General features: G+C 35.4%; 28 protein-coding genes and 1 pseudogene. 4 read left to right on the top strand and 25 right to left on the bottom strand.

Annotated elements, in window-relative coordinates:
• Positions 1-107: 107 nt before the first annotated feature.
• The gene (gene typA, locus GGR22_RS02510) at positions 108-1,904 is read left to right on the top strand and encodes a translational GTPase TypA (protein WP_121374826.1); all 1,797 of its coding nucleotides are present in this window, start codon (positions 108-110) and stop codon (positions 1,902-1,904) included.
• Positions 1,905-2,108: 204 nt separating this feature from the next.
• Positions 2,109-2,561, top strand: a complete 453-nt coding sequence (locus GGR22_RS02505) for a hypothetical protein (RefSeq protein ID WP_182492433.1) — start codon at positions 2,109-2,111, stop codon at positions 2,559-2,561.
• Between the two features lie 35 nt (positions 2,562-2,596).
• Here the strand turns inward: GGR22_RS02505 and GGR22_RS02500 are convergent, their stop codons facing one another.
• The 4 genes from GGR22_RS02500 to GGR22_RS02485 all read right to left on the bottom strand — a co-directional run bounded on the left by GGR22_RS02500 (position 2,597) and on the right by GGR22_RS02485 (position 6,041).
• Positions 2,597-3,892, bottom strand: a complete 1,296-nt coding sequence (locus GGR22_RS02500) for an Ig-like domain-containing protein (protein WP_182492432.1) — start codon at positions 3,890-3,892, stop codon at positions 2,597-2,599.
• Positions 3,893-3,937: 45 nt separating this feature from the next.
• Positions 3,938-4,483, bottom strand: coding sequence for a dihydrofolate reductase family protein (locus GGR22_RS02495; RefSeq protein ID WP_182492431.1), 546 nt, complete (start codon positions 4,481-4,483; stop codon positions 3,938-3,940).
• A 307-nt stretch (positions 4,484-4,790) separates the two neighbouring features.
• The gene (locus GGR22_RS02490) at positions 4,791-5,465 is read right to left on the bottom strand and encodes a hypothetical protein (RefSeq protein ID WP_121374822.1); all 675 of its coding nucleotides are present in this window, start codon (positions 5,463-5,465) and stop codon (positions 4,791-4,793) included.
• A 246-nt stretch (positions 5,466-5,711) separates the two neighbouring features.
• Positions 5,712-6,041 (bottom strand): hypothetical protein, encoded by a 330-nt coding sequence (locus GGR22_RS02485; protein WP_182492430.1) that lies wholly within the window; start codon positions 6,039-6,041, stop codon positions 5,712-5,714.
• A 262-nt stretch (positions 6,042-6,303) separates the two neighbouring features.
• Here GGR22_RS02485 and GGR22_RS02480 point away from each other — a divergent pair, with 262 nt between their 5' ends.
• Entirely contained in the window at positions 6,304-7,038 is a 735-nt protein-coding gene (locus GGR22_RS02480) for a hypothetical protein (protein WP_182492429.1), read from the top strand.
• A gap of 292 nt (positions 7,039-7,330) precedes the next feature.
• Here the strand turns inward: GGR22_RS02480 and GGR22_RS02475 are convergent, their stop codons facing one another.
• The 11 genes from GGR22_RS02475 to GGR22_RS02425 form a co-directional block, all read right to left on the bottom strand.
• A complete protein-coding gene (locus GGR22_RS02475) occupies positions 7,331-8,404 on the bottom strand; it encodes a T9SS type A sorting domain-containing protein (RefSeq protein ID WP_121374816.1) in 1,074 nt (357 codons plus the stop codon).
• A gap of 249 nt (positions 8,405-8,653) precedes the next feature.
• Positions 8,654-9,445: a hypothetical protein gene (locus GGR22_RS02470; RefSeq protein WP_182492428.1), complete on the bottom strand. Its 792-nt coding sequence runs from the start codon at positions 9,443-9,445 to the stop codon at positions 8,654-8,656.
• 51 nt (positions 9,446-9,496) lie between these two features.
• On the bottom strand, positions 9,497-10,372 hold the full coding sequence (locus GGR22_RS02465; protein WP_182492427.1) for a tol-pal system YbgF family protein: 876 nt from the start codon (positions 10,370-10,372) through the stop codon (positions 9,497-9,499).
• A 307-nt stretch (positions 10,373-10,679) separates the two neighbouring features.
• Positions 10,680-11,384: a hypothetical protein gene (locus GGR22_RS02460; RefSeq protein WP_182492426.1), complete on the bottom strand. Its 705-nt coding sequence runs from the start codon at positions 11,382-11,384 to the stop codon at positions 10,680-10,682.
• Between the two features lie 54 nt (positions 11,385-11,438).
• Entirely contained in the window at positions 11,439-11,579 is a 141-nt protein-coding gene (locus GGR22_RS02455) for a hypothetical protein (RefSeq protein WP_182492425.1), read from the bottom strand.
• A gap of 174 nt (positions 11,580-11,753) precedes the next feature.
• Entirely contained in the window at positions 11,754-12,287 is a 534-nt protein-coding gene (locus GGR22_RS02450; RefSeq protein WP_182492424.1) for a hypothetical protein, read from the bottom strand.
• 739 nt (positions 12,288-13,026) lie between these two features.
• Positions 13,027-14,691, bottom strand: coding sequence for a DUF262 domain-containing protein (locus tag GGR22_RS02445; protein ID WP_182492423.1), 1,665 nt, complete (start codon positions 14,689-14,691; stop codon positions 13,027-13,029).
• Positions 14,692-14,713: 22 nt separating this feature from the next.
• Positions 14,714-15,703, bottom strand: coding sequence for a YiiX/YebB-like N1pC/P60 family cysteine hydrolase (locus GGR22_RS02440; RefSeq protein WP_182492422.1), 990 nt, complete (start codon positions 15,701-15,703; stop codon positions 14,714-14,716).
• Positions 15,704-15,758: 55 nt separating this feature from the next.
• A complete protein-coding gene (locus GGR22_RS02435) occupies positions 15,759-16,403 on the bottom strand; it encodes a hypothetical protein (protein ID WP_182492421.1) in 645 nt (214 codons plus the stop codon).
• A gap of 6 nt (positions 16,404-16,409) precedes the next feature.
• A complete protein-coding gene (locus GGR22_RS02430; RefSeq protein WP_182492420.1) occupies positions 16,410-18,323 on the bottom strand; it encodes an ATP-binding protein in 1,914 nt (637 codons plus the stop codon).
• A 30-nt stretch (positions 18,324-18,353) separates the two neighbouring features.
• Positions 18,354-18,764, bottom strand: coding sequence for a helix-turn-helix domain-containing protein (locus GGR22_RS02425; RefSeq protein ID WP_182492419.1), 411 nt, complete (start codon positions 18,762-18,764; stop codon positions 18,354-18,356).
• A gap of 138 nt (positions 18,765-18,902) precedes the next feature.
• Here GGR22_RS02425 and GGR22_RS02420 point away from each other — a divergent pair, with 138 nt between their 5' ends.
• Positions 18,903-19,124, top strand: a complete 222-nt coding sequence (locus GGR22_RS02420; protein ID WP_182492418.1) for a SymE family type I addiction module toxin — start codon at positions 18,903-18,905, stop codon at positions 19,122-19,124.
• A gap of 112 nt (positions 19,125-19,236) precedes the next feature.
• On the opposite strand, the gene GGR22_RS02415 is transcribed toward GGR22_RS02420, so the two are convergent.
• The 10 genes and pseudogenes from GGR22_RS02415 to GGR22_RS02370 form a co-directional block, all read right to left on the bottom strand.
• The gene (locus tag GGR22_RS02415; RefSeq protein WP_182492417.1) at positions 19,237-19,917 is read right to left on the bottom strand and encodes a hypothetical protein; all 681 of its coding nucleotides are present in this window, start codon (positions 19,915-19,917) and stop codon (positions 19,237-19,239) included.
• A 76-nt stretch (positions 19,918-19,993) separates the two neighbouring features.
• Entirely contained in the window at positions 19,994-20,311 is a 318-nt protein-coding gene (locus GGR22_RS02410; protein WP_182492416.1) for a hypothetical protein, read from the bottom strand.
• Positions 20,312-20,493: 182 nt separating this feature from the next.
• Positions 20,494-20,574 (bottom strand): annotated as a pseudogene (locus GGR22_RS17125) (SDR family oxidoreductase); the annotation flags it as partial.
• 50 nt (positions 20,575-20,624) lie between these two features.
• Positions 20,625-21,329 (bottom strand): SIMPL domain-containing protein, encoded by a 705-nt coding sequence (locus GGR22_RS02400; protein ID WP_182492415.1) that lies wholly within the window; start codon positions 21,327-21,329, stop codon positions 20,625-20,627.
• Between the two features lie 185 nt (positions 21,330-21,514).
• Positions 21,515-22,270, bottom strand: a complete 756-nt coding sequence (locus tag GGR22_RS02395; RefSeq protein WP_182492414.1) for an SDR family oxidoreductase — start codon at positions 22,268-22,270, stop codon at positions 21,515-21,517.
• An 81-nt stretch (positions 22,271-22,351) separates the two neighbouring features.
• On the bottom strand, positions 22,352-22,738 hold the full coding sequence (locus tag GGR22_RS02390) for a helix-turn-helix domain-containing protein (protein ID WP_182492413.1): 387 nt from the start codon (positions 22,736-22,738) through the stop codon (positions 22,352-22,354).
• Positions 22,739-22,975: 237 nt separating this feature from the next.
• On the bottom strand, positions 22,976-23,335 hold the full coding sequence (locus GGR22_RS02385) for a rhodanese-like domain-containing protein (protein WP_182492412.1): 360 nt from the start codon (positions 23,333-23,335) through the stop codon (positions 22,976-22,978).
• Positions 23,332-23,634 carry a DUF3817 domain-containing protein gene (locus GGR22_RS02380; protein WP_182493498.1) on the bottom strand — a complete coding sequence of 101 codons (303 nt, stop codon included), beginning with the start codon at positions 23,632-23,634 and terminating at the stop codon, positions 23,332-23,334. The genes GGR22_RS02385 and GGR22_RS02380 overlap by 4 nt, the downstream gene beginning before the upstream one ends.
• 1 nt (position 23,635) lies before the next feature.
• On the bottom strand, positions 23,636-24,094 hold the full coding sequence (locus GGR22_RS02375) for a hypothetical protein (protein ID WP_182492411.1): 459 nt from the start codon (positions 24,092-24,094) through the stop codon (positions 23,636-23,638).
• Positions 24,095-24,175: 81 nt separating this feature from the next.
• The gene (locus GGR22_RS02370) at positions 24,176-24,766 is read right to left on the bottom strand and encodes a TetR/AcrR family transcriptional regulator (RefSeq protein WP_182492410.1); all 591 of its coding nucleotides are present in this window, start codon (positions 24,764-24,766) and stop codon (positions 24,176-24,178) included.
• Between the last annotated feature and the right edge of the window lie 17 nt (positions 24,767-24,783).

Raw genomic sequence — 24,783 nt, 5'->3', positions numbered from 1 at the left:
TTCTTAATTGATAAGTTAATTGCTTATTATGAATAAGTTAAGCCCTTTGAAAAAAACATTTTTTATATCAAAATAATGCGTACATTTGCACCTTCTAAAAAAATCAGATGGAATCTATCAGAAACATTGCAATTATTGCCCACGTCGATCACGGTAAAACTACTTTGGTTGATAAAATTATGTACCATTGTCAGCTTTTCCGCGAAAACGAAAATACGGGGGATCTGATTCTAGACAATAACGACTTGGAGCGTGAAAGAGGTATTACTATTACTTCTAAAAACGTTTCTGTTGTTTATAAAGGAACAAAAATCAACATTATCGATACTCCTGGTCACGCGGATTTCGGTGGAGAAGTAGAGCGTGTATTAAATATGGCAGATGGTGTTTGCCTTTTGGTAGATGCTTTTGAGGGACCAATGCCACAAACTCGTTTCGTTTTGCAAAAAGCGATTGATTTGGGATTGAAACCTTGTGTTGTTATCAATAAAGTAGATAAAGAAAACTGTACCCCAGAAGAAGTTCATGAGAAAGTTTTTGACTTGATGTTTGAATTGGGTGCAACTGAAGAGCAATTGGATTTCCCAACGGTTTACGGTTCTGCAAAAAACAACTGGATGTCTGATGATTGGAAAAACCAAACTGAAAACATTGAGCCATTGTTAGATATGGTAATCAAAAATGTACCAGCTCCTAAAGTTTCTGAGGGAACTCCACAAATGCTGATTACCTCTTTAGATTTCTCTTCTTTCACAGGTCGTATCGCTATTGGTCGTTTGGAAAGAGGTGTTTTAAAAGAAGGAATGCCAATCTCATTAGTAAAAAGAGACGGTAAAATCATAAAATCAAGAATCAAAGAATTGCATACTTTCGAAGGTCTTGGACGTAAGAAAGTAGAAGAAGTTATCGCTGGTGACATCTGTGCGATTGTTGGGATTGAAGGTTTTGAAATTGGCGATACTGTTGCTGATTTTGAAAACCCAGAAGCATTGCAGACTATTGCAATTGATGAGCCAACAATGAGCATGTTGTTTACAATTAACGATTCTCCTTTCTTTGGTAAAGAAGGTAAATTTGTTACCTCTAGACATATTAGAGAGCGTTTGACTAAAGAATTAGAGAAAAACTTGGCAATGAAAGTTGGTGAAACTGATTCTGCTGATAAATTCATGGTTTTTGGTCGTGGCGTACTTCACTTGTCTGTTCTTATTGAAACAATGAGAAGAGAGGGGTATGAGCTTCAAATTGGACAGCCACAAGTTATCATCAAAGAAATTGATGGTGTGAAATGTGAGCCAATTGAAGAATTGACAATCGATTTGCCAGAAAGTCTTTCTGGTAGAGCTGTTGAATTCGTTTCTATCCGTAAAGGTGAAATGCTTTCAATGGAAGGTAAAGGAGAAAGAATGATTGTGAAATTCAATATTCCATCTCGTGGAATCATAGGATTGAGAAACCAACTTTTGACTGCTACTGCTGGTGAAGCTATCATGGCGCACCGTTTCATTGGATATGAACCATACAAAGGAGAAATTCCTGGAAGAAACAACGGTTCATTAATCTCTATGGAGAACGGAAAAGCAATTCCTTATTCTATTGATAAATTGCAAGATCGTGGTAAATTCTTCGTTGATCCAAATGAGGATATCTATGAAGGCCAAGTAATTGGTGAAAACACTCGTAGTGATGATATGACTGTTAACGTAACTAAAACTAAAAAACTTTCTAACGTTCGTTCTTCTGGAGCTGATGATAAAGCAAGAATTATTCCTGCAATCAAATTCTCTCTTGAGGAAGCTTTAGAATACATCCAAAAAGATGAGTATGTTGAGGTTACGCCTAAATCTTTACGTTTGAGAAAGATTTATTTATCTGAAACAGACAGAAAACGTTTTAAATTTTAATTCGTTTTTCTATATAAATTGAAAGCCGTTCTGAAAAGAATGGCTTTTTTATTTTAATGTAAATCCTTCTTTTTCATCAGATTCGGTTAGTGATATAACAAGTAGAATGTAGCAACTATCATGTCGAAATTAGTTTCGGTCAGGTTGAAAGGAATAGGCATTGATAATTTATAAATTTCTAGTATGTTTACAAAAAAATAAAAGATGAAAAAACTACTATTTTTATTGCTTATGGTTTCTGCAAGTTCTTTTGCACAGCTAAAAGCTACCGATATTAATAAACTGGCCAAAGCTTATAATGCCAAATTGCAAGAGGAGTTTGGTGATAGAGATTTTCAAACTGTAAAAGCCAAAAAGGATGGCAATTCAAATATAAAACAGATTGTCGTTCATACTATTGATTATAATGGGGCTGATATGGATCCTGCTTTTAGGGCTAAGTTAGATGATGAAAATATTGCTGAAGAAATAGAATATTTGTTTGAGTTTGGTTTTTATCCTACTTTCAAAGCTTTAAATGTTCAATATTTTATTGTTGATTTTACCGTAATTAATATCGACGGAAAGAAATATAAAACAACAAGGTCATTCCCTATTAAAGATTATAATGAAACTGAGTATAATGAGGAGAAGGTCATGAAGTTGATTATAAGGTAATTTTTTTGTTGAGGCAATGTAATGAGATTGTGTCTTTATTTTGTCTTGAATTTTACTAGATATTCTTCTTTTAGCGGGTATCCGTCTTTTGATTTGAAGCTTCTGTTGGTCAGTATGAATTCATAGTCTTTGTTGGCTTGTAGTTCAACTAATAGCACCAGCGTATGGTTGTTGTTTTCAAAACCTTTTACTTTTTTTATCGGGAAGAAGTCTTTTCCTTTTTTAGAATAGTTTATGGAATAGTTGTCGGGTTCCATTTCTTTTGAAAATGTCACTCGCAATGCTGTCAAACTTGGATCGACTTCTTTGGAATTATTTTTAAAAGGGCTTATTTCTGTTATATAAGGCAGGTTCTTTTTGTATTCTTTTATGAGTTTCAATTTATTGATCTTTTCTTTGAAGAACTCAGACTTTGAAAGGAAATCTTCGACTGCTTTATCGTTGTCGTAATTTAGTTCAATGATGTCTTTGATGGCTTGTTTTTTGTCTTTTGCAAGGTTGTAGTAGGATTTGCAGATTTCATATCCTACATAATAGCCTAAATCGGCGCTTTCTCCTTTTCTGCCGCCATTGTACAGCCAGTTTGAAAAGTTGCTGGAGAACATTTCTTTTTTGAAGCGTTCTTTTATCTTTTCGGCGTTGGCTCTTCCGTAGGTGAAATATTTTCTTTGTAGAGGCTGTTGCATGGTTAATTCTGCAATAAAGTCGCAGGCACCTTCTTTTATGGATTGGCTCAGTACTCTGTTCCTGTCGCCTATTTGCTGTGTGTGGATGTATTCGTGGATGTTTAGGGTAACGATATTGTCTAGCGACTGTTCTGCAAAAACATTCTTGAGCCAGTTGTTTTGAAACTCTGAAACATCGGTTGCAGGATTTCCGGTTGCTATTTCGGCACCCACAAGTACCATATTTCCTTTTACGGTTCCTCCGGAGCGAAGTCCGCCGATTGTGAAATACATTTCAGCGTCTTTTAATTCGGGATAGAGTTTTCTTAAGGAGCTGATGGCGTTGTCGAATTCTTGGATTTTGGTTTTGGCCGTCAGCGTACTAGGTCTTATGGAATTCCAAAATTTTGGATATTCGTTTATAAGATTTACCCAAAGGGTGTCGTTGAAGTCTCGGGCTTTCATAAAGGCTTTGAGTCCTACGGTACCTTTGTCGATATAGAGCTTGTCTATAAAGTGTATCTTTTTAGAAAAATCGTTTGTCTTTTGGATGCTGTCGTAAGCTGTCCAAAAGTTATCGATGTCTGTGGTAAAAATTTTGCTCGGGCTTTGAGAAAAGGCGTTCGTGATAATAAAGGCTACGATAATTGTAATGGCTTGTTTCATTTGCTATTTTTGATGATGATTTTTTCTGTTTGTAGCGTTTTTAGGTTATGTAGCTTGTTCGTAAATCAATTGCACGACACCTGACTTGAAGGTATTGGTTTTTATCAGTCGCAGAGGTACGCGCTGCTTGAGGTTTTCAAATAAAGGCTTGCCGCTGCCTAAAGCTATTGGGTGCACAGATATTCTGTAGATGTCGATAAGGCCTAATTGCAGGAATGACTTGATTAATCCTGCCCCGCCATAGAGCCATATGTCTTTGCCTCCTTGCTTTTTAATTTCTGCTACTTTGTCGGCTATGTCGGAACTTATAAATGTGGCCTTATCGTCTTGTCTTTCCTGGCTGGAAAAAACGAATTTGTTTTTTGAATGTACGGCTTGCCATAGTTGTTGTTCTGCAGGACTGGCTCCGGCTTCGGGCTGGTAGTTGCCCCAAGCGTCGTAGCTTGCGCGGCCATAGAAAATGGTGTCAATGCTGGCTAAGAAGCCGTCAAAATTCATATCGTCGTCTAGGATGCACCAATCGATTTCTCCGTTAGAGCCTTCGATAAATCCGTCTAGGGTTACGGCTAGGTCTAAAATTACTTTTTTCAATGTTTATGCTGTTTTTTGTGGTTGTTTGTAAACGGATAGCCTTTGTTTACAGGCTTTTGGGTGCTTGCTTTTATTTCTTTGGGTTGCTTAACAAACTTACTAAAACAATTTAAAGGGGTTGAGGTTATTTAGGACAAATTATTTTTATAGAGGGCTCCTACTTTGTTAAAAAGCAGGCCTATTCTTTTGGCACTAGTGGAACTTTTAAAAGGCAGAAAGATGATTTTTTACAAAAAATAATCCCGCCAAAAGGCGGGATTATAGTAGTATTTATACATGTTGTATGGTTTGCAAACCATTATTTGTCTTACATAAGTGAATTAATGTAACGGCCTAACATTACTAGGGATGCTTCTTCTGAAATCGAAAGATCATTGTCTTTAATGAAAGCTGCAATTTCTTTTTCTTTTTCTGGCAGGATAGCAATGATGTTCTTTTTCTTTAGAGGTAATGGTTTTATTTCTGAATCGCCTATTTTTATAAAGTACTCATCTTTTAATTTTGCATAAGTAGCTGGCTTAGAGGTGCCATATCCTAAATCGGCTTCTACTGGAGCTTTACGATAGATGGCTTCTGATTTGTAAATTTTTATTTTTTGATTGTTGCTTATCGTTTTTAAATAGCCTTGTTTTCTTGCTTCTTTTTCAGTCGTATATTCTACGTATTCATAAGATGCAGCACCGTTTGTTAGGTTGATAGGGCTGTATTCAGAAGGGACAATCTTGGTTACATTGTCAATATTAATTTCTATTTCGTCTGTATAGGCATTGTGTCGTATAAAAACGATTTCATTTGAATTTCCAATTTTTGCAGGCTGGAAAGTCTCATTAAAATATTGGGAACCTGGTGTGTTGTCTTGCACAACTTTTTTAGGGAGGAACTTAATTTCGCTAACTGATGTGGTATTGGCAGCTGATTGTGCTAACGCGAAATTTGAAAATAAAGCAACAATAGAAGTGCTTACTAAAAATTTTACTTTCATGTTTTTAATTAATTTTTGATTTGATTGATGTCTTGGATATTTTGTTTTGCAAATAAATGGATTGTTTTTTATTTTTTCTAACTTTTTAGAGGGAATTCTAACGTTAAAATTTATTTTGTAGTATAATTTTTTTTACTTCCGACTAGTTTTAACATTTTTTTTACCAATTATAGTATCGTATTGGACATAGCTCACCGTAGTTGTGAAGTATTTATGTCTTTTTTCTGGGGCTTGCGAAATCAGAGTCTAACTTACAGCTATATAGTTATTTATGATAACAGGAGACGTTATTTTTTTAGCAAATGATTGCATTTCTAAAGGCATAAAAAGAGTTTCTAAAGGCGTGAAAAGAACTTCTAAAGGCATGAAATGAATTTCTAAAGGCGTGAAAAGAGTTTCTAAAGGCATGAAATGAATTTCTAAAGGCGTGAAAGAAGTTTCTAAAGGCATGAAATGAATTTCTAAAGGTGCGAAAGAAGTTTCTAAAGGCGTGAAAAGAGTTTCTAAAAGCATGAAATCAATTTCTAAAGGGGTGAAAGAAGTTTCTAAAGGCGTGAAATGAATTTCTAAAGACATGAAAATAGTTTCTAAAGGAGCAAGCTCTTTTTTGCATAGTAAAGCTGTCCATAAAAATTTGGAAACGGATTTACAATTGGTCTATTTAAAATGTTGTTCGTCTATTGGTGTTTTTTTCGGGAGAACAATGTGAACATCTTTGTTTTTATATGTGAAGCATCAAAACTTTATCAGGCAGGGATTGTATTCCATTTGTACAATTTCTGTAGCGGTGATGACAGCAATTATTTTTTGCAAATAGAAATTTTAAAACCAGAATATTATGAACACTAAATTTAGTATGAAATTATTATCAGTAGCAGTTATGGCCTTGTTTTTTGCTTCGTGCAGCAAGGATGACGACAGCCCGCAACCCGAACCTTTTAGTTATGGAGCTGTTACGGGGATGAGTACGGGAACCGTTTCTATAGCAGGAACGACTTCGCCTGCCGGTTATACTTGGAGCCAAGTAAAAACGCCTCAAACCAGCTGGGGTTTAAATGGAACGATAAATGACCGAATGCTTACCGACGATTTTCAGATTCCTTCGGGTGAAAAATGGACGATCGAGAATTTTTATTTTTATGCCTACCAGACTGGTTTTTCGGGTGCTACGTTTCCGGTGAGTGAGTTTTATTTTGAGATTTACTCTTCAGATCCGTCTGTTGCAGGTGCCGTAAAGGTGTATGGCGATCTTACTACCAACCGATATGTGTCTGCGGAAGATTCGAAAATGTACAGAATTATGCAAGGGCAGAGTGATGACCTTACTAGAAAAATCTATAAAATGAAGATCCAGGCAAGTGATCTTACTCTTAGCTCAGGGACTTATTGGATAAAATGGGGATCTAAAACTTCTAGCGGCGGTCATTTTTATCCGCAGTTTCCACACGACCCGAGCCGAATGAATAATGCAAAACAATTTGTTGTGGCCAATTCTACTTGGGATAATTTGGTAGATGGAGGACAAACGGTAAGCCTGCCTTTTGAAATTACGGGGACAAAACTTCCGGAGTAAATGATTATCGGCTTTTAAAATCACTATTTATTCGGATGAGTTTTAGGTTTTAATAAAACGGAGAAAACCCGAAAGATATAATACCTGACGGATGGTAAAATAGGAATAATGCCTAGCCGATTCATTTTGAAAGGAATCTTTTAGTATCAGGATTATTTTGATAGTAAAATAGTTGCTAGAGGCTTGAAAATAAAAACAAAATCCCGCTTTTGGCGGGATTTTTTTAATATTGTTTTGCCTGTTCTTCTTGTTTATCAGATTGCTGAATCACAAAGAATACCGCAGGTTTTGATTAGTTCTTTACTATTTTTTTATAGGATGTCTTGCCTTCGGCTTCTATTTTTGCAATGTATATTCCGCTTGGCAAGGGCGCTATGTCAATTTGAGCGTTGTTGCTTTTGATGTCGATCTGTTTGCCTCTAACGTCTGTCAATCCTAAAAAGGTACAGTTTTCAAAGTTTACGATGTCTGACGAAGGCACTGGGTAGGCTTTGATTTTGCTAGCCTCTACATCATCGACAGAGAGCGCATTTACGCCTATTTTTATTACTTCATTTCCTTCAACGTCTGAAACATACAGCTTGTTGTCTGTATAAAGCATATCCCAGTTCATTGTTAATGGAGTTGTAACAAAGAGGGTATAGGTTCCATTAGTTGTGTTGACTCTATAGATCTCGCCAGAAGAACTTCCTATTGCTGCATAAATAATGTTATTTGTTTCTCCTTTAACTATTCCGCTTATGGAACTCAAACCAGTAGCAACAACAATTTTTGTTGGATTTGGCGTCACTAAGCTGTATTTGACTAGCTTGCCTTGCTCGCGTTCTGAAACAAAAAGATAATTGCCAATGACTGCCAATCCAACTGTTCCCGAGCCAATTAAGTCGCTTGCAATTACTTCGGGTTCTTGGCCGGGCATGTCGAGGTTAATTCTGAAAATGTTGTTTTTTGACCTTGCATAGAGGTATTGGTTATAGATTGTGAGGCCTGTTGGCAAATACATTTCTACTACATTTTCAACTACAGGATTGGGCTGGCTGACATCTATTCTTATGATTCGATTTGGATTGGGATGGTTGTATTCTGATGCATACAAATAATTACCTCTGAAACAAATGTCGGTAATTTTTCCTAGTCCGGATATAAATATTGACGGGGAAGTATTGGACTGGGAAAGATCTACTTTATAAATGATGTTCGCATTCATACCCGTTCCCGCATATAAAAAATTGTCGTGTATGGCTATTCCGGAAGGGTGTAGCGATTGACCTATACCTGTATTTGTACCTGCAAGTACGGTGGACATGGTTTGGGCCTCGGCGGCAGAAATCACTAAAAAAGAAAATAGGAGTAGTGTTTTTTTCATAGGGGGTATTTTGGTCGGGCTGCTTTTAAGCTGCGCTGGTTTGGTAGTGCTAACTTACAAAATTTTACTCATTACTCTGCATGGGGCGCGGTTGTTTTTTGCTCTATTTGCTTTAGAATAAAGCAATTGTTTTGTGGTGCTTGTCTTTATGTCTGTTGTAATTCTTATACAATAATTTTTGAAAGGCGTGGGTTTGGGACAAAAAAAATCCCGCTTTTGGCGGGATTTTTTTACTTAAGATATCCGAATTTATGCGTCTCCAGCGATGTTTAATTCTGAGTAAGCATGTTTTGTTAGATTTATTTTGAAATGAATATTACAATTTCCGCCATCATGCATACGGATCGTGAAATATTTATAATTCTCATTTACATGGTTTCCTTTACAATAGCAACTAATCCAAACTTCTACTTCTTGTTTCGAGTTTATTACAGGAATACATTGCTTGACGTAATCGTTTATATTTCTTAGTGAAGAATTGTTTTTTGCAAAACATTTCTTCACTATGTTGTCTACTTCTTCTAATTCTGTCTGTTTTAAATCATAGGGTTTTATGGAGTTTGGCTTATAACCATAATATCTAGAGCCATAATGTTTTTCGTTGAATGTGAAAACCGCATAATCTTTGAATTTCTCAAAATTCAAATTATTTTTTGACTTTTGTGCATTTGTTTTTATCTCGATTTTTAATGGAAATTTACCATCTACAAATTCTACAAAATTGTTTTTTATGACTGCCTTTGTTGAATTATTTAGTTTGAAATTAGAGGGAAAAAATAGCATAGTGTCGTTAATAATCTTAAACTTTCCTGTATATCTTTCTATTTTTTCAGAGTTATCATAATCCTGTTTGAATTTTACGTATAAATAGGAACTGTCAGAATATATTTTTAATCCTATTTTTTCTGTAATTCCTATTTGTCCGTAGTTGTTTTCAGCATAAATCTGCTCTGTTTTAGTCGGTTTTTGTATGTCTACTTTTTCTTTTTTACAGCTAAGAAGGGAAGAAGAAATTAGAATACTATATAGAAATTTATTCATTATGTCTGCATTTTTTACACTTTATACAATTGTAAGTGCTATAGTAACTGTTTATTTTTTTTCGCAGAAATCAATCAAATAATTTCTGACTTCGAAATCTGTCTTATCGCCAATCTGATTAAAAATCTGGCAAGCTTCTTCGGTTTTTCCAATAGCTAAATATGACACTCCAAGCTTTTTCTTATATTCTCGAATAAACATTCTAAAGTTGTTGCTTTTTATGTCTATGTCTTTTATTTGCGATAAGGTTTCAATCGCTTTTTCAAACTTATTATTTCTGTAATAATCACCTCCTTTTACCATCAATTCATAAAATTTTTTCTCGTTTTTGTCGGTTAGATCTTGTCTAAATTTGGCATGGTGTACTTCATTTACAATCAATAAGTCTTTACCAGAAATGTTTTTTAAATATTTTTCGGCTTCTTTTAAAGTATTTATATAATCAGTATCATGCTGAGGGTTGATTGAATTTAAAACTTTTATGTCTTTAATTTTGTTGTTGCTTGTTAAGATAAATTCTATCTGAAAGTATAGGTTATTGATAACTTTTGAATCTTTATCTTTTTTGTTGTTACTAATAAATTCATCAAGATCTAATTCGTTATTAAATTCGTATCCTGATAGTTTGTTGTCTAGGTATACTGTATTTCCGTTTCTTTCAATTTCTTTTAATGAAAATTCGGGATACGTCTTGACGTACTCATTTACAGGAAGGAAAAAGCTTGTCTTATTATCTCCTTCATCATAAGCAATCAAATATTTTTCTTCAAAGGCATAATTGATAGTTCGAAAAGGAGTAATGATTTTATTTGATGTAAACGTTGCCTTAAAATTTTGACTATTGATTTTTAAGTTATTCGGATTAATAGTATACACCAATTCTTGTGAATAAAGTGGGGTTGTTGATTTCGATGTTTTTGCCATCATTATAAATGGTCTTAACTAGAATCCATTTTCCAGTTAGTTCTTTATTTTGCGAATAACAAATTGTTATTGAATAGAATAATGCTACGAGTGAAAATATGTGTTTCATTTTTTTATAGTATAATAAAGAAGCTAAGTGTTGAAAATGAATTAAAAATAGGCATGCTTTTCTGGACGAAATTAATAAAAAAACTCTTTATGTAAATCTATCTCTCTTGATATCTTACTTTGTCTGGTTGTTATTGATTATAGTGTGATACTCTGCATCGACAAGACAAAAAAATCCCGCCAAAAGCGGGATTTATGGTTTTTATTTAGGCGTGTTATTATGGGTATTGATGGCTTTTGCGATTTTGGAGAAGCTGAAGAGGTCTTGGCGGGGCCTGTCGTCTTTATAAAATCGGGAGGCGATACGGGCGACTGCCATGACTTGTTCGTAGATGTCGTTAAAGGCTCTTACGGCTTCTTCGGTGTTGATAGGGCGGGCACCTTTTTTGGCTTCCTGCACGGTGTCGAGGGCCTTGAGCTCTTCTCCCATAGCTGCCAAGGCATCGAGGTCTGTCGGCAAGATGCCATTGGCTGTCATTTGTGCCTTGAGGGCGGGCGTAAGGTTGGCCTTGAACTGAAAGAGCAGGTTGATGAGGGCTTCTTGGTCTTTTTGGCGCGCTTTTGCAAAATAGCTGGTGTAGCCCAGGGTGCGGAGCATCTCGGTTTTTTCTGCGGGGAAGTCTTCTTCTATCTGTACCTTGATTTCGGAGGCGAGCTTGTGGGCCCTGTCGCGGGCTTCGTAGATGGCAGCGGTCGAGATGCGGAGCTCGCGGGCATTGTCTGCCCCAAGGTAGTCTGCGGCTATGGCGTCTATCCTGTTTTCGAGGTCTTCAAAATAGGTGCCGCTCCAGCTGGAACGTTTGGACTGCAGGAAGTTTTTTTGGCTGATGGCATTTTTGATGATTGTAGATGCCGTGATGATCATGTCTACGTCTTTTACGCTGTAGTTTCTAGTTAGTTTTTCCATACTATCTCGGTTTTTAAAAATTACTTTTTCTTTTTTGGAGGGTTTGGATTTTGTCTAGTCTTTGTGTTTTTCGAAAAATTCGTCTTGGGTTAATCGGGTCGCGTCGTATTTTCTGATAGCCTCTGGTACTGCAATGACTAAGTAAATGGCGAGTAAAATCAAGACTATGTATAGTATTATTTTTTTGGCTTTCATTATCTGTTGTTTAGAATGTTTAATCTTTATATTTTTCTAGAAATTCTTTCGGGGTCAATGTAGATGCGTCGTATATCTGTATTGCATTTTTTATTACGAATATTAGATATATAAACAAGACTGCGAGAATTATATATAGAATTACTTTTTTTGTTTTCATAGGTATACTATTACTTATTTACATGTATTGCAAATATTTGACTGCAAGCAATCATGATAAGATTCAATTTGTGCCGGAGTATCTCTTGGCAATCCAGAACATCTAAAACTCATAAATAAGCTTACTTTTTGCCAAAAAGAACAAGCTCCTAAATAAATTGTCCCGTTTCTATTTCTAGTGCACGGATCGCCATCATGGGTTCCTAAACCTTCCATTTCAATTTCATGAAGTATCTGTATGTACTCTTCTACCTTTTCTTTTTTATACTTGTCGTAGAGCTCATTTAACGTTTTGTCTATTGCGCTTTGATGTTTTTCTGCAGAGACAAAATCCTGCTTGTCTACTGCTTCTTTCCAGTTTTTTATTTCTGGATCAAGATTGCCAGATTTTGCATCTATTTCAAAAGCTTTTATTGAATCGTCTAGAATTTTCTTGCTTACGATTTCAAGATTTTCTTTTGATTGGATCGTTTCGTCTGTCTCATTATTGCAAGAAATTGAAAGAGACAGTACGCCTAAAAGGAATAGCGTTTTTAATTTGTTGTACATAGTATGAAGTTTTAACGGTTAATAATCAAAATCTTTTAAAAAAGATGCGGCGGAATTACATACTATTCATTGCCCAGAACCTTATTTCTTCCGCCGACATCTTAGTATCTAGAGGATTGCATCAGACTTTTCGCTAAATATATCTATAACCTTTTTGCACTTGTGTGTTTATGTCTTAAAAAAGACGACGACGGAGCTATTGAGAATATCTATGCCTTCAAAATCTAAAAATGATGCTCCGCCGCCCTCTTAAAAACTTGGAGAGATAGGATTAAATACATGACCAAGTTTTGTGATGCTAATTTTTTATTTTTTTTTGAGAAGTCCTAGCAAGAAGTAATAAGTGGTCGATTTTGGGCGTAAGTGGTCGTTTTTTTGGTGTAAGTGGGAAAATGGTAAAAGAAAAAAGGGGTAAAAAACGCGATTTTGAAGTTATAAATGGGCTCTTTTTGTGCCATTAATCGCAAGTTTTTTGATTGTTGTTGTGTGAAGTGTGATGTTGGGTTTTGATAAGGGCGCGGATTATGGTATTAGTAAAGATTGCAAATCTCTGCTGTGGTAATGTACTTGAAGGCCAAAATGTGCTACAAAATAATGTAGCGATAGCATATAGCCGAAGTCGCACAACAAGTAGTGATGCGTTGGGTCCGGGCTATATGCTATAAATCCTCGCTCTGAGCTGCTATCTCTTACGGAAATTCAACATAAAAAAAGGGAATAGATGAATAATTACGTAATACTAGCTATTATCTATTTGTTGTTCTAAATATTCTAATTCTTCTGATAAATTATCTGCTTCTTGTGGAATAATTCTTTTACTAATTTCTTTATTTAGTAATTTTGCTCGCTGTTTGAGGAATTTTCCATAGTCATCTTCCCAAATACCAAACTTATCCAAATCACCAATTAAATGAGTTTTCATCGTTGATTTAATCTCAGTATTTTGCGAATTAAACTTCTTCATATAAATAGATGGTGCTTTTGCTGCAATTTCTCTTTTATTTAAAAAGTCATCTACTATTGTAATATTAAGGATGTGATTTATCCAAAATTGTTTATGTTCCCAATCTATCTTTTTTTCAAGGAATGCTTTTGGAAAAAAATGATGATAATTTTTACTATTTGCCTGCTTTAACCAATCATTACTGATATTCACAATAGAATCATCATTAAAAGATTTGGGTTGCTGGTAGGCATAAATACAAAGCAAGGATTTTATCCAGCTACTTCCAGTACTAAACCAGCCACTTTGTTCCAATTTATTTACAGAATAATCTATAGTCCAATCGTAATAAGGAAGTTCCTCATTTAATATTTTATCAATCCTTTTAATATCTTGTGCAATTTTACCCTCAACACCAGAAGAATAGCGTGTAGCAAGTGAAACTCTCCAAAAGAAATCTTGTAGGTATTTCTGTTTAATTCCTGTTGGTTTATCCTTATGGTGATAAAAGAAATACGAAAAAGGAATTATTAAAGAGTTATATGGCAAAAGTTGAGAAACAGGTATTCTGTAATATCCTTTGAAGTATTCAGCAGCTTTTTCTATAGCATCAACGGCATTATCCCAAATTTCTATAAACTTTTTCTTATCTAGTTTTAGTATGGTTTTCCTGGTACATTCTTTTTCTAGTAAGATTGAAACAGTCTGTAAAACGGTAGCATCTGAAATTGTTTCATAATTAATGCTTGAAAGGTTCTCTATTAACGCATCGTATTTTTCAGCTAAATCAAAATTTTTTTTTGCATCAAATGTTTTTGCAACCATTATTTCAAAAACCGTCAAGGCTTTTCCTCCTTCATTTATTCTTGTGAAAATTTCTGTTGCTACGTCAAGTTCTGCATCACGAATTAAAATAATAGAGTAGCTGTATGCTTCAATCCTTGTTTTATATTCCTGAAGTTTTGAATGATATTTTTCGTTGAACCCAAACAATATTGATAAAGGGCCATATAATAAATCTGTTAGGCGAATTAGTGCACTTTGGTCATAATTTTCTTTATCTATAATAACTATTTCATCATCTTCGTCTGCATCAAGATTTATATATACTTCATCATAATTATCAACTTTCCCGTTTCTTTCTATTTTTAGTCCTTTTAGTGTTGCAAATAAACTTGTTAAACGTTGTTGCCCATCAAGAACATAATCAATGAAATCTCCTTCATCTGGTTCTGGTAAATCAGAATCTCCAAGATTTCTAACCGCACGAAGTCTTTCGTTAGTTTTCCAAAATATAAAAGTTCCTATTGGATAACCCTTAACGATGCTATCCATTAGTTTAGCAGACTTATTAATATCCCAAACAAATTCTCTTTGAAATTGAGGTATTTTTATTTGTCCATTTTCGATATCGGCAATAAGTCCGGTAAAAGTTCTACTAACTGGTTCTGGTAGTTTCATTCAATATCTCGTATTTTAAATTTTACTTTTCTAAATGCTTAAGAACTTTTATAGCTTCAGTTTCTCTTTGCTGACTAAAGCCAATTAATTTTTCATAAAGTTCGATTTCCATTTTAAAGTATTCTCTTGGATAATCTTTGTTCATTTGAATCAACGTATAAATAGTCATATCTAATCTCTCTCTTGTTTTCTTTTCAGTTGAAGCAAAGAACATTGCTGAGCCAGCTAATTGCTTAGGATTTCTATAGTGTTCAATCATTTTTTCAGCGTCATAATGCCATGGATTTTTTTCTATATCACTTTCCATCATTGTTAAATAGCCAGATTCAATAACAAATTTTGTTAGCTCCGCATCAATTTCAGGTTTTTGAATAATCAAGTCATTTACTTGTTCAAAAGTTTGAATGTCTTCTCCTGAAAGTTCTCTAGCCTTTTTGAAAATGCTATTATGTATTTCCATTTGTTTTGCTAAAGGATTTTCAGATTTTGCAAACTCAATTTCTTTTGGAGATGCTTCTCTTAACGGATTCTCTATAACCGTTAGTTCTTCAGACTTTAATAATTCTTCAGGCACACAATAATCAGAGTTTTGAACTAATTTTATTCCTGCGTTTTCATATGCTTGTGCAATAAATCGTGTGCAAAACTGTCTATTAGGTTCTTTTGCCTCCAATTCTTTTGATATAATTGCTATTTTAGCCTCATCTGTTGAATATTCTGTGCCGATTTTTTGTCTTGCAAACTGTTCTGCTTTAATTATCAGTCTTTTTTTACTCTCATCTTTTATTCTTAAAACAACTGCATCATCCTTGCTCTCAATAAGAAGTCTTTGTAAGTTATTTGATTGAACACCATAGCCATCAGAATCAATAATACTCCTAACATCGACATAAAGCATAGCATGTGAAAATTGACTTTCTGTCAATCTTCTTACCATTTGAGAGATTCTTGATTCTGATTTAATCAATATTATATCTCCTAATTCTAGTTTGCTTCCATCTAGTAAATACATACAGTCAATATTTTAAAAAATCACATTTTAGATTATTTATTTTTTGTTACTCAAGTCATTTTTTCATCATGTCAGAAAGATATTTTTCAAGGAGTATAATAAGTGGTTTGCGAAGTCTTTGAATTTCTTTTACCATTTTAATTGACTCAGCTCTAAACTCAGATAGCACTTCATAAGTTTTGTCATCAATATTATCTTGATTGGATTGGATTATACGATTCAGCTTTGTAGCTGTAATATCATAAAGTTGTTGATATTTTAGCGTTTGAATAGTTAAGGGTCCACGTGTTTCATAAAATTCATTCTCTTGGAGGAATAACTCAATTTCTCCTTCCTTCAAGTTATACATATGTTTTGCTTGAGCAATCTCCTCGTATCTTTTTCTATTAATTTCATTACAGTTTTCTGAATAGTCTAAATCAGCATTTGTAATTGTTCTATCCCAATTATTATAGGCTGCGAAGTAATCTAAAATTATTTTTCGTTTTATTGAATTATAATCAACAATGTTACCTGTTAAGACATTGATATTGCTTTCAACAGTTTTAATTTTTTCTGTAATTATTTCAATGTCTTCTTTTGTTGCCATATTTTTTCCTTTTTCAGAAAAATAACTTGGCAATAAGTTCTTAACAGTAAAAAATAAATAGAGACCACCCAAGAGAAGTGCTATTTCAAGTATGATGCTTAGAATTTCCATTTTTAATTATATCGCGGCTTTTGTTTGTTGAGTTAAGATGTCACTATCTGTAAATTCAGAATATCTTTCTGATAGTTTGCTTCTTAAATTAAAAAGTCTTCTTTCGGATGAATCTACAATTTGAGAGAATAGGCAAATTTGGACTTTCCCCATTTCTACTTGATTTTCATTTTTAATTGCTTGGATAGGTTGGATTTTTTCAGAAAATGATTCTCCAACAACAAATGCATTTATATAAGGATTTCCTATGATAGTTCCACAACTCATGAAATCTTCAACATAAGTCACTGCTTGATTACGTTCATCTCTTCCAATTTTGAAACCTCCTCGTTTTAATTCAATAATCAGAATTTTTTTGATACTAGATATTCCAGAATCAGTGTCAACATCATCAGTACAGTTGATTGAAAAAGTAGAATCGCCCATTACAACAATATCAGGTCTTTTTTTATAGTTATTAAAAATACCTCTGTCTATTTTTTTTCCAAAAACATTTTCTACTGTAGTATGTAACTGATTATTATAAGAATATTCAGGAGAGTCAAATTCTGGTCCAAATATCCATCTGGCACTTGCAATTAAAGGGTGGAGTACATGCAATTCATCAACAGTTTTATCGGATGATAATTTTCGAATAGATTCAATAACAGATATTCTTTTATCAATTTCATCTAATACCGTTAATGCATCTTTTATTGTCCAGTTATCTAACAGTTTGTTTAGTCCCTCAACATCTTCAGATTTAAAAGTAGAAAGCTTCTGTAAAAGTTCGCTTCCGCCTCTTGTGTTTTCCAAGTTTATTAAGGTTTCCATTGCAAGATTAATTGAATCTTGCTTTGCTGTAGGGTTAGTTTTTGCAATGTGTTCTAGAGCCTCATTAAATTCATATTTGGCTAATGGACTCAATGAGTTATATTGATTTTGATATAGTTTTTTGACACTTTTCTTAGTGTCTTCAATATTTTCAATCGCTATTTCAGAAAATATCTCGGTAACTCTATCTGCCAATTTTGAAAAGATTAAATTCAAGTTTTTATGATATTTAAAGCCTGACCAATCTTCTCTAATATATTGTTCTAAGTCATTAGTTTCTATAACAATGGAATATTTCTTTGCTTCTTGTGTTCTACCATCAAGTATAATATTTGCTCCTAATGCCCATGAAGGTTCTCCAATTAATCTGCCTGATTGCCAAATTGCAACTCCTTGATATAAGGTGTTTTTTCTGGATTTTTTTGTGTCAATTAAATGGATTTTAAAATTATAATCTTCAAAAGGGAAATCAATCGTTTTTATCAAACCAGCATGTGTAGCAAGATTAATAATATTTCGATTGATAGTTATTTTAAAATTAGGGTCATGCAAAAATCTAGCAGAGATAATATCATTAATTTCGCTTGATTTAGGTAGATTTTTTGTTACTACAACTTCTAATGTTGTTCCTTGTGAAGTAGCTTTTTTGCGTGATTCTTCCTTTATAACAAAAGGTTCTTTCTCACTTTGAGTAGTTATTTGGAAAGTTGACTGAATGGCATTTTTACTAGTAATAACAGTATACTCGTCATTAAAGCACAATAAACCATGTCTACCAACGCCATTTCTTCCGTATGCATATCTTTTAAAATCAACACCGCTAGGAAATACAACTTTTTTGCCTTGATTTTCTAATCTATTATAACCAAGTTTCATCCAACGACTTTTAAACTCCTCTTGTGTAAGACCAGTTCCGTTGTCTTTAATAGTTAAAAGTTCACCATGCTTTTCAGGTATAAAAATTTCGACTTCCGTTGCACCAGCATCCCATGCATTTGCAATTAATTCAGTTAAAGCAATGTCAGGTTGATTGGCTAAATTTCCTAATGTTCTCACTAAGAAGTCTTTTTCAAACAATGCGCCTTGAACGTAATCTTTATTTTTCATAATTTTAGTTTGGCTTTTAGATAATAAAAACTACTTCTTCTCAATCAGCTTCTCCAACTTCTCAATCATTTCCTTTTGCTGTTGAAGCATACGCTCATAAAGCTCAACCATTTTATCAAGAGGATTAAATGTTGGTTGAATATTTATAGCATTTAAGGTAGATGTATCGTTGCTTGTAAATGTATTTGAGATAATATTTACCGCCTGTTCCTCATCAAAATTCTCAATAGCCTCGGTAGGCACTTTCAGGATTTTAGCCACTTGTTCTAAAATATCCTTTTCTACGGATTCTTTTTGTTCCAGGAGAGAGATTTTCTTTTGGTTCCAGTCTTCGCCCAGCTCAAAAGCTAGGGCTTCTTGCTTGATGCCAAGCATTTCGCGAAAGCGTTTGATGTTTCGGCCTTGGTGTATTTTTTTGTTTGGCATGTTGTTGTGTATCATAACTGTATGTATAAATTTTTGTTAAATATAAACAAATATTGTTTCTGAAATATTCTTTGCTTTAGAATAATGTATGCTTTTGCCCACTTGATTATGCTTTTGGTCTTTTGTTGCTTTGGCGTATTAAATGATAACGATATGGAAAATTCTACACCAAACAGCAACAAAAATAAAAAAGGGAAAGAACGTTACCTTACGGTTTTTAGTAAAGGTTTTGCAAGGGCGTATCGGCGCATCGCTTTTTTTCCGGAAATCAGGATTCAGGGGAAATGGCTCCAAGACTGCGGCTTTTATGAAGGCGACAGCGTGAAGGTGAGCGTAGGGAGGGGAAAAATTGTGATTAGGAAGGTGAGGAGTTGAAAGTTGAAAGTTGAAAGTTGAAAGTCGAAAGTTGAAAGTTGAAAGTTGAAAGTTGAGAGGTTATTAAACAACTGTGCTTTTGGCAATGTTTTTTGTTTGTCGAAAAGATAGTCTATTGTATATGCTTGATTTTATAAAATATATGTCTTTCTATATATTGATTGATGTTTACCTGAAGTTTTTTTGGCCTAAATTCATTAAAAAAATCTACTGATTTTTTTGCTTTTATGTCTTTTTTGACTTCTTTATATTCTTTGGTTGTTTTGAATAGCTTAAACTGTTTTTTTGATTCGGTTATATATTCTTGCTTGCTTAAATCTAATTTTTTTGTTATTTCTCCGCTTTTGAATTCAAATATCAAATAGTTTTTATAATATCCGTCTGACCAAGAATCTTCTTCTATTAGATCTCCGTATGGAATAACTGTTATTTTGGAGACATCCATTAGTATTTTGTCTTCATGCGGGAAGTATTCTTTGAAAATGCTTTTTGAATTGAGATCTGTCATATTGGGGTATTTTTTATTTGGTTCCAGTAGAAGGATTTCAACATCTGTCAAGTAAAGTTTTTCGTTGATTATTTCGTACGTGAATAGAAAAATTTTTTGATTGCCCGTTGTTTGAATTGCTTCTTTTGGCGGTTGAAATCCCTTGTCTTGAAAATATTTATGGGCGGGAGAGAAGCTTCTTAGTTCGTATTCTTTTCCGTTGTATTTTAAGACATCAGGAATTTGTTCTGTTGCATAAATTAGGCTTGCAAAAAGAAAGAGTGTAATTAGGAATAGATTCTTCATAAAAAGATGATACTATTATGAGTAGTTGATAATTGATAGTTGATAGTTGGAAGTTGATAGTTTGTGGTGATTAATTTTAATTTGTTTGGAGTACTCTTTTGTTTCCGCAGGCCGCACAAAAAGAAGCTAGAGGCGTGCGGTAGGGCTTGCCACAGTTTTCGCAGGGTGGGCCATATTGTTCGATTCGATGATGCAGTATTGCATTTGGTTCTGTTTCTTCAAATCCCGTAAGGTTGTTGTAGTAGTCAAGCATCGGCTTGAACCGTTCTTCTCTTGACTTGCCTGATTCTATTTTTTCGAAGCCTTGAGAATATAGCTTTGCTGCTATTGCATATTCTTCTTCATCGAGCATAGGTACTTCCATCTGGCAACGCCAACACCAAAGGTTTTTCATTTGTGTAATTTAATTTGTAGTAAAGCTAGGGAATTATTGTAAAAGTTGATAGTTGATAGTTGATAGTCGAAAGTTGAAAGTCGAAAGTCGAAAGTTGGAAGTTGGAAGTTGGAAGTTGAAAGTGAAGTGATGGTTAATGATTTAATAAAAAAACCAGCAGTACTACTGCTGGTTTTTTGTTGCTATCTCGTGGTATATCTGCCGTTTGCAAAAATGGTCTGGCCTGTGATCCACCAGCCCTCAGTTACGATAAACTCAATCATGTGCGATGTTGTTTAGGATGTAGTCAAACATAAAGTTATAAATGATTTTTTTACTCTAATGTGAATCGTACTGTCACTTGTGTTTCGAATTTTAATTTTTGGAAGTCTATTAAAATAGGTTCTGTAGCCCTGTTGCCATAAATACTTGCAGCACCTCTAATTTGTATGCCAGCGACTTGACCTTGAAGATTAAAAGGTGTTGATGAAGTGTCTGATATAAAAATTGCCTTTCCGACTTTCTGTCCTATAGGATTGGCTAGCTTATTGGCATATTTTTTTGCTTTTAATATGGCCGAAGATTTTAGATTTTCAACCAGTTCTTCTGCTTTGGAATATTCTGTTTTGGCAATTTCGACGTTAGAGATACCAACATTTTCAAGTGCTGCCAGAACCTTGCCTGCAATAACAGCATCGTGAACCAATAAGGAATAATTTTTTGATTTTAAGATATTTTGCCCTTTAAGGAAGTATTTTTTAAAATCGCTGCTGTAATCCAAAAGACTCAAATCCTTCTGCGTATTAATATTTAATTTTTTAAGTGTTTGCTCTAGTGTAGTTTCTAATTCTTCGGTAGATTTTTTGTTTTTGCTGTCGCTTTCGTTTAAAACTATGGTGATATAAATATTGTCTGGAACTACTAAAGTGTCTGAATTTGCCGTGGTTTCTATATACGGATGGTCAATAAAATTTTTTTCTTGGCTTAGGAGGTTATGGCTCGTGAGTAGCAGCAATGTGATTAAAGAAAGTGTTTTCATGTTTTGATCGAATTATTTATTAAAAGCTGTTTTTAACTAAGATATAAATTAAGAGCTAAAGGTTGGAAGAGATAATAAAATCTTTTCCATTGGGTAGCTTTTTTAGTTTATCAATCAAATATAGTATTAATAGTTGAGGAGCGTTATAACAAAACCAGCAGTACTACTGCTGGTTTTTTTTGTTATTATCTTGTAGTATATCCGCCATTTGCAAAAATGGTCTGGCCTGTGATCCACCAGCCGTCGCTTACTAGAAATTCGACTAATGGGGCTATGTCTTTAATGTCGGTCAGGCCGCCTAGGGCTGAGGCTGATTTGTGATAGGCTACAGCGTCTGGGGCTTCTTGTCCGTAAAAGAAAGGCGTGTCCATTGGGCCTGGGGCTACGGCTGTAACGGAAATGCCTCTCTGTCCGAATTCTTTTGAGGCCATTCTGGTAAAATGCTCTACGGGAGCTTTGGCTCCGGCATAGGTAGAGTACAGTCCGGTGTAGGCTGCCAATAACGAGGTGACAATGGTGCAGATCTTGCCGTTATCATTAAGCGTCCTGCCTGCTTCTTGGATAAAGAAATAGGCTACTTTTGAGTTGATGTCGAACATGGTGTCGTATTCTTTTTCGGTAGTGTCTAAAAAAGGCTTTTTTAATACCATGCCTACGGTGTTTATAGCAATGTCGATACCGCCGAACTTGGCTTTGGTTGCTTCGAAAAGCTTTTTGATGTTTTCAACTTTTGTCAAATCGGCCTGAAACAAAAAGGCTTCGCCTCCTGCTTTTTGAATGGCTGCCAGTGTTTTTTCGGCATCTGCTTGGGTGCTGCTGCTATTGTAATGTAGGGCTACTTTTGCGCCTTTTGCGGCAAAACCGCGGCTTAATAGGCCTCCTAAGTTTTTAGCGCCTCCGGCAATTAAAACTACTTTTCCGTTTAGATCATTTCTTGTCATGGTCATTGATTGTTTTACGATTATTACTACTGTAAAGGAGCGGAAAATCGATGACTGAAATGTGGTGAACTTTTCGGAACTTTAGGTGTTGTTTATTTTTTGCTTTTTTCTGAATGCTCCGGGTGTCTCTCCTGTAAACTTTTTGAAGAATTTAGAAAAATTGGAAGGGTCGTAGGTTAGCGCTAGTGCAATTTGCGCAATAGAGAGCTGCGGATCTGCCATGAGCTGTTTTGCTTTTTCGATAATTTTTGTGTCGTAAAAATGACAGGGGTGGTGCTGTGTTTCTTTTTGGACGCTGTCTGTGAGGTGCTTGTGTGAAACGGCCAATTCGCGTGCTATTTGGTTTAGTTCCATGAATTCGGAAACACGGCCGCTGCTGACATCGTTTGTATGCCTGTCTATAAAATCGAAATAGCGCCTGGTTATTTCGGCACTTCTTTTTTGGTCGCTTTTTTGTTTATTGGCCATGTCGCATATTCTTTAGTAACTCACAAAAGTCGGCATCTGGATGCAGAGGAGCGTGGTGAACTTTTCGGAATAAAGATAGGCGGAGTACTATTAACAACAATGCCTCTTAAACTTTTATACTCCGCTCTTATCTTTATAATGTAGTATTATTCAAAGATGGCAATTATTTTTGCTATTCTATACCCTAAAACTGCAAAACGGCTGTATGAGTGAGGATTAGCGGGGAGTAAAAAAGAATTAGTGTTTTTTAAGGCTTTGCTGCAGATCGTTCCAAGCGCCTCCGTTGTATATTTTTTTAAATCCTTTTTCTTTTAAGATGTTTTCGACCTTGACGCTGCGGAGTCCGTGGGAACATACGGTGATGTAGGTTTTTGAGGTATCGAGTTCTGTATAGCGGTGGCGGATTTCGCCTAAAGAAATGTTGAGGGCGCCTTGGATATGGCCCATCTCGAATTCTTTTTCTGTACGGACGTCGAGGATGATGGCTCCTTCTGAAATGAGCTGGCCTAGTCCTTTGTCTAAAGTGTAGATCTTGTAGATGCGGTATCCGATATAGGCAAGCAAAAGGATGCCGACGATGAGGATTGCTTTTTTCATATTTTGCTTAAAATTTTTCGGTCGATATAAAAGGTTCCGAACGGAATGATGCAGGCGAGCATGACCTTGTAGGTGGTTTGCCTGAACTTCCATTGCTGTTCGACTCCAACGCTCAAGGTGTTGAAGATAAAGAGCAGGAATAGGGCTCCGTGAAGCGGTCCCATGATTTTTGAGAGCGAGGGATCGCCGGCTGCATATTTAAGAGGTACGGCAATGAAGAGGAGGACGAGGAGGGAAAGTCCTTCGATGTATCCGATGAGGCGAAGGCGCCCGATGGGTGTTTTTAAAAGTGTCTGCATATTATCTGAAATAGGGTCTGTTTGCGAAAGGGGAGAACGGCCAGGGTATGGCAATGAAAATGATGAGCAGGGCCAAGGTATACCAGAAGAGCATCGTCTTGAATTTTTCGGGGCTTGTGGTTTTTCTTTTTGCCAAGGAAGAACCAATGGTAATGATGATTATGGCAGCGAGCATGAGCAGGCTGTGGATGATTCCGAAAAAAAGCAGGTCGAAGCTTTCTTTGGCGGTGCTGAAATTGTTGAGAAAGTATTTTATGATGGGACTCTGGAAGTATAGCGTCATGCCGACCATTAATTGTGTGTGGGCTATGGTGGCTGTCCAATGCCTAACGGCATTGTCTGTTTTTGTGAATGCTGCTTTGCGGAAATAGCCACGGTAGGCTCTGTATAGTGAAACAATCAGGCTGACCAAAACAAGCCAGCGCAGTGTGGAATGGAGGAAGGTAAGGGCTTGATACATATCGAAAAACGACTATTTGTTTGTTACGGGAACAAAAGTAAATAAAAAACATACTAATTAGTATGTTTTTGAATAAAAAAATTATCGGAGGGTTTCGAGGTAGTCTTTTAGCTGTTTTAAAAACACGAGGTATACGGCTTTGCTGTTGCTTAATTTGCCTATGTTTCGGATGCCCCAGTAGCCTGACATGATAAAGATGGCGACCTGGTCTGCTTTTACGTCTGGGTGAATGCTTCCGTCTTTTTTGCCGTTTTCGATGCAGGCAATGATGGCGTCTTTCCATGCTGCGGAAAGGTCGTTTAGTGCTTTTGTGAAATCGGTATTCCAAGGAGCCATTTCTTGGGTGAAATTGGCCGCGGGACAGCCGTATTCTACTTTGAGGAATTCGTTGTCCATGAGTATCTCGTGCATCATGTCGTAGATAATCTGTACAGGATCGCCGCCGGACGCAAGAGGTTTCAGGAATGTGGCCTCGAACGTGGGTTTTAATAGTTCATTGATGATAGCAATGCCCATTTCGTCTTTGTTCTTGAAATGGTAATAGAAGGCTCCTTTTGTTACATGGGTAGTGGCCAAAATCTCGTCGATACTGGTAGTCAGGTAGCCTTTTCCGTAGATGAGCTCAAAGGCTTTCTGGAGGATATTCAGCCGAGTGATTGCCGCTTTTTTCATGTGGGTTGGTCTTCTTT

This window comes from Flavobacterium gossypii (genome assembly GCF_014138495.1).
GTDB lineage: Bacteria > Bacteroidota > Bacteroidia > Flavobacteriales > Flavobacteriaceae > Flavobacterium > Flavobacterium endophyticum.
Note: the sequence above shows the minus strand (reverse complement) of the source record. Positions and strands in the feature narration are given on the sequence as shown.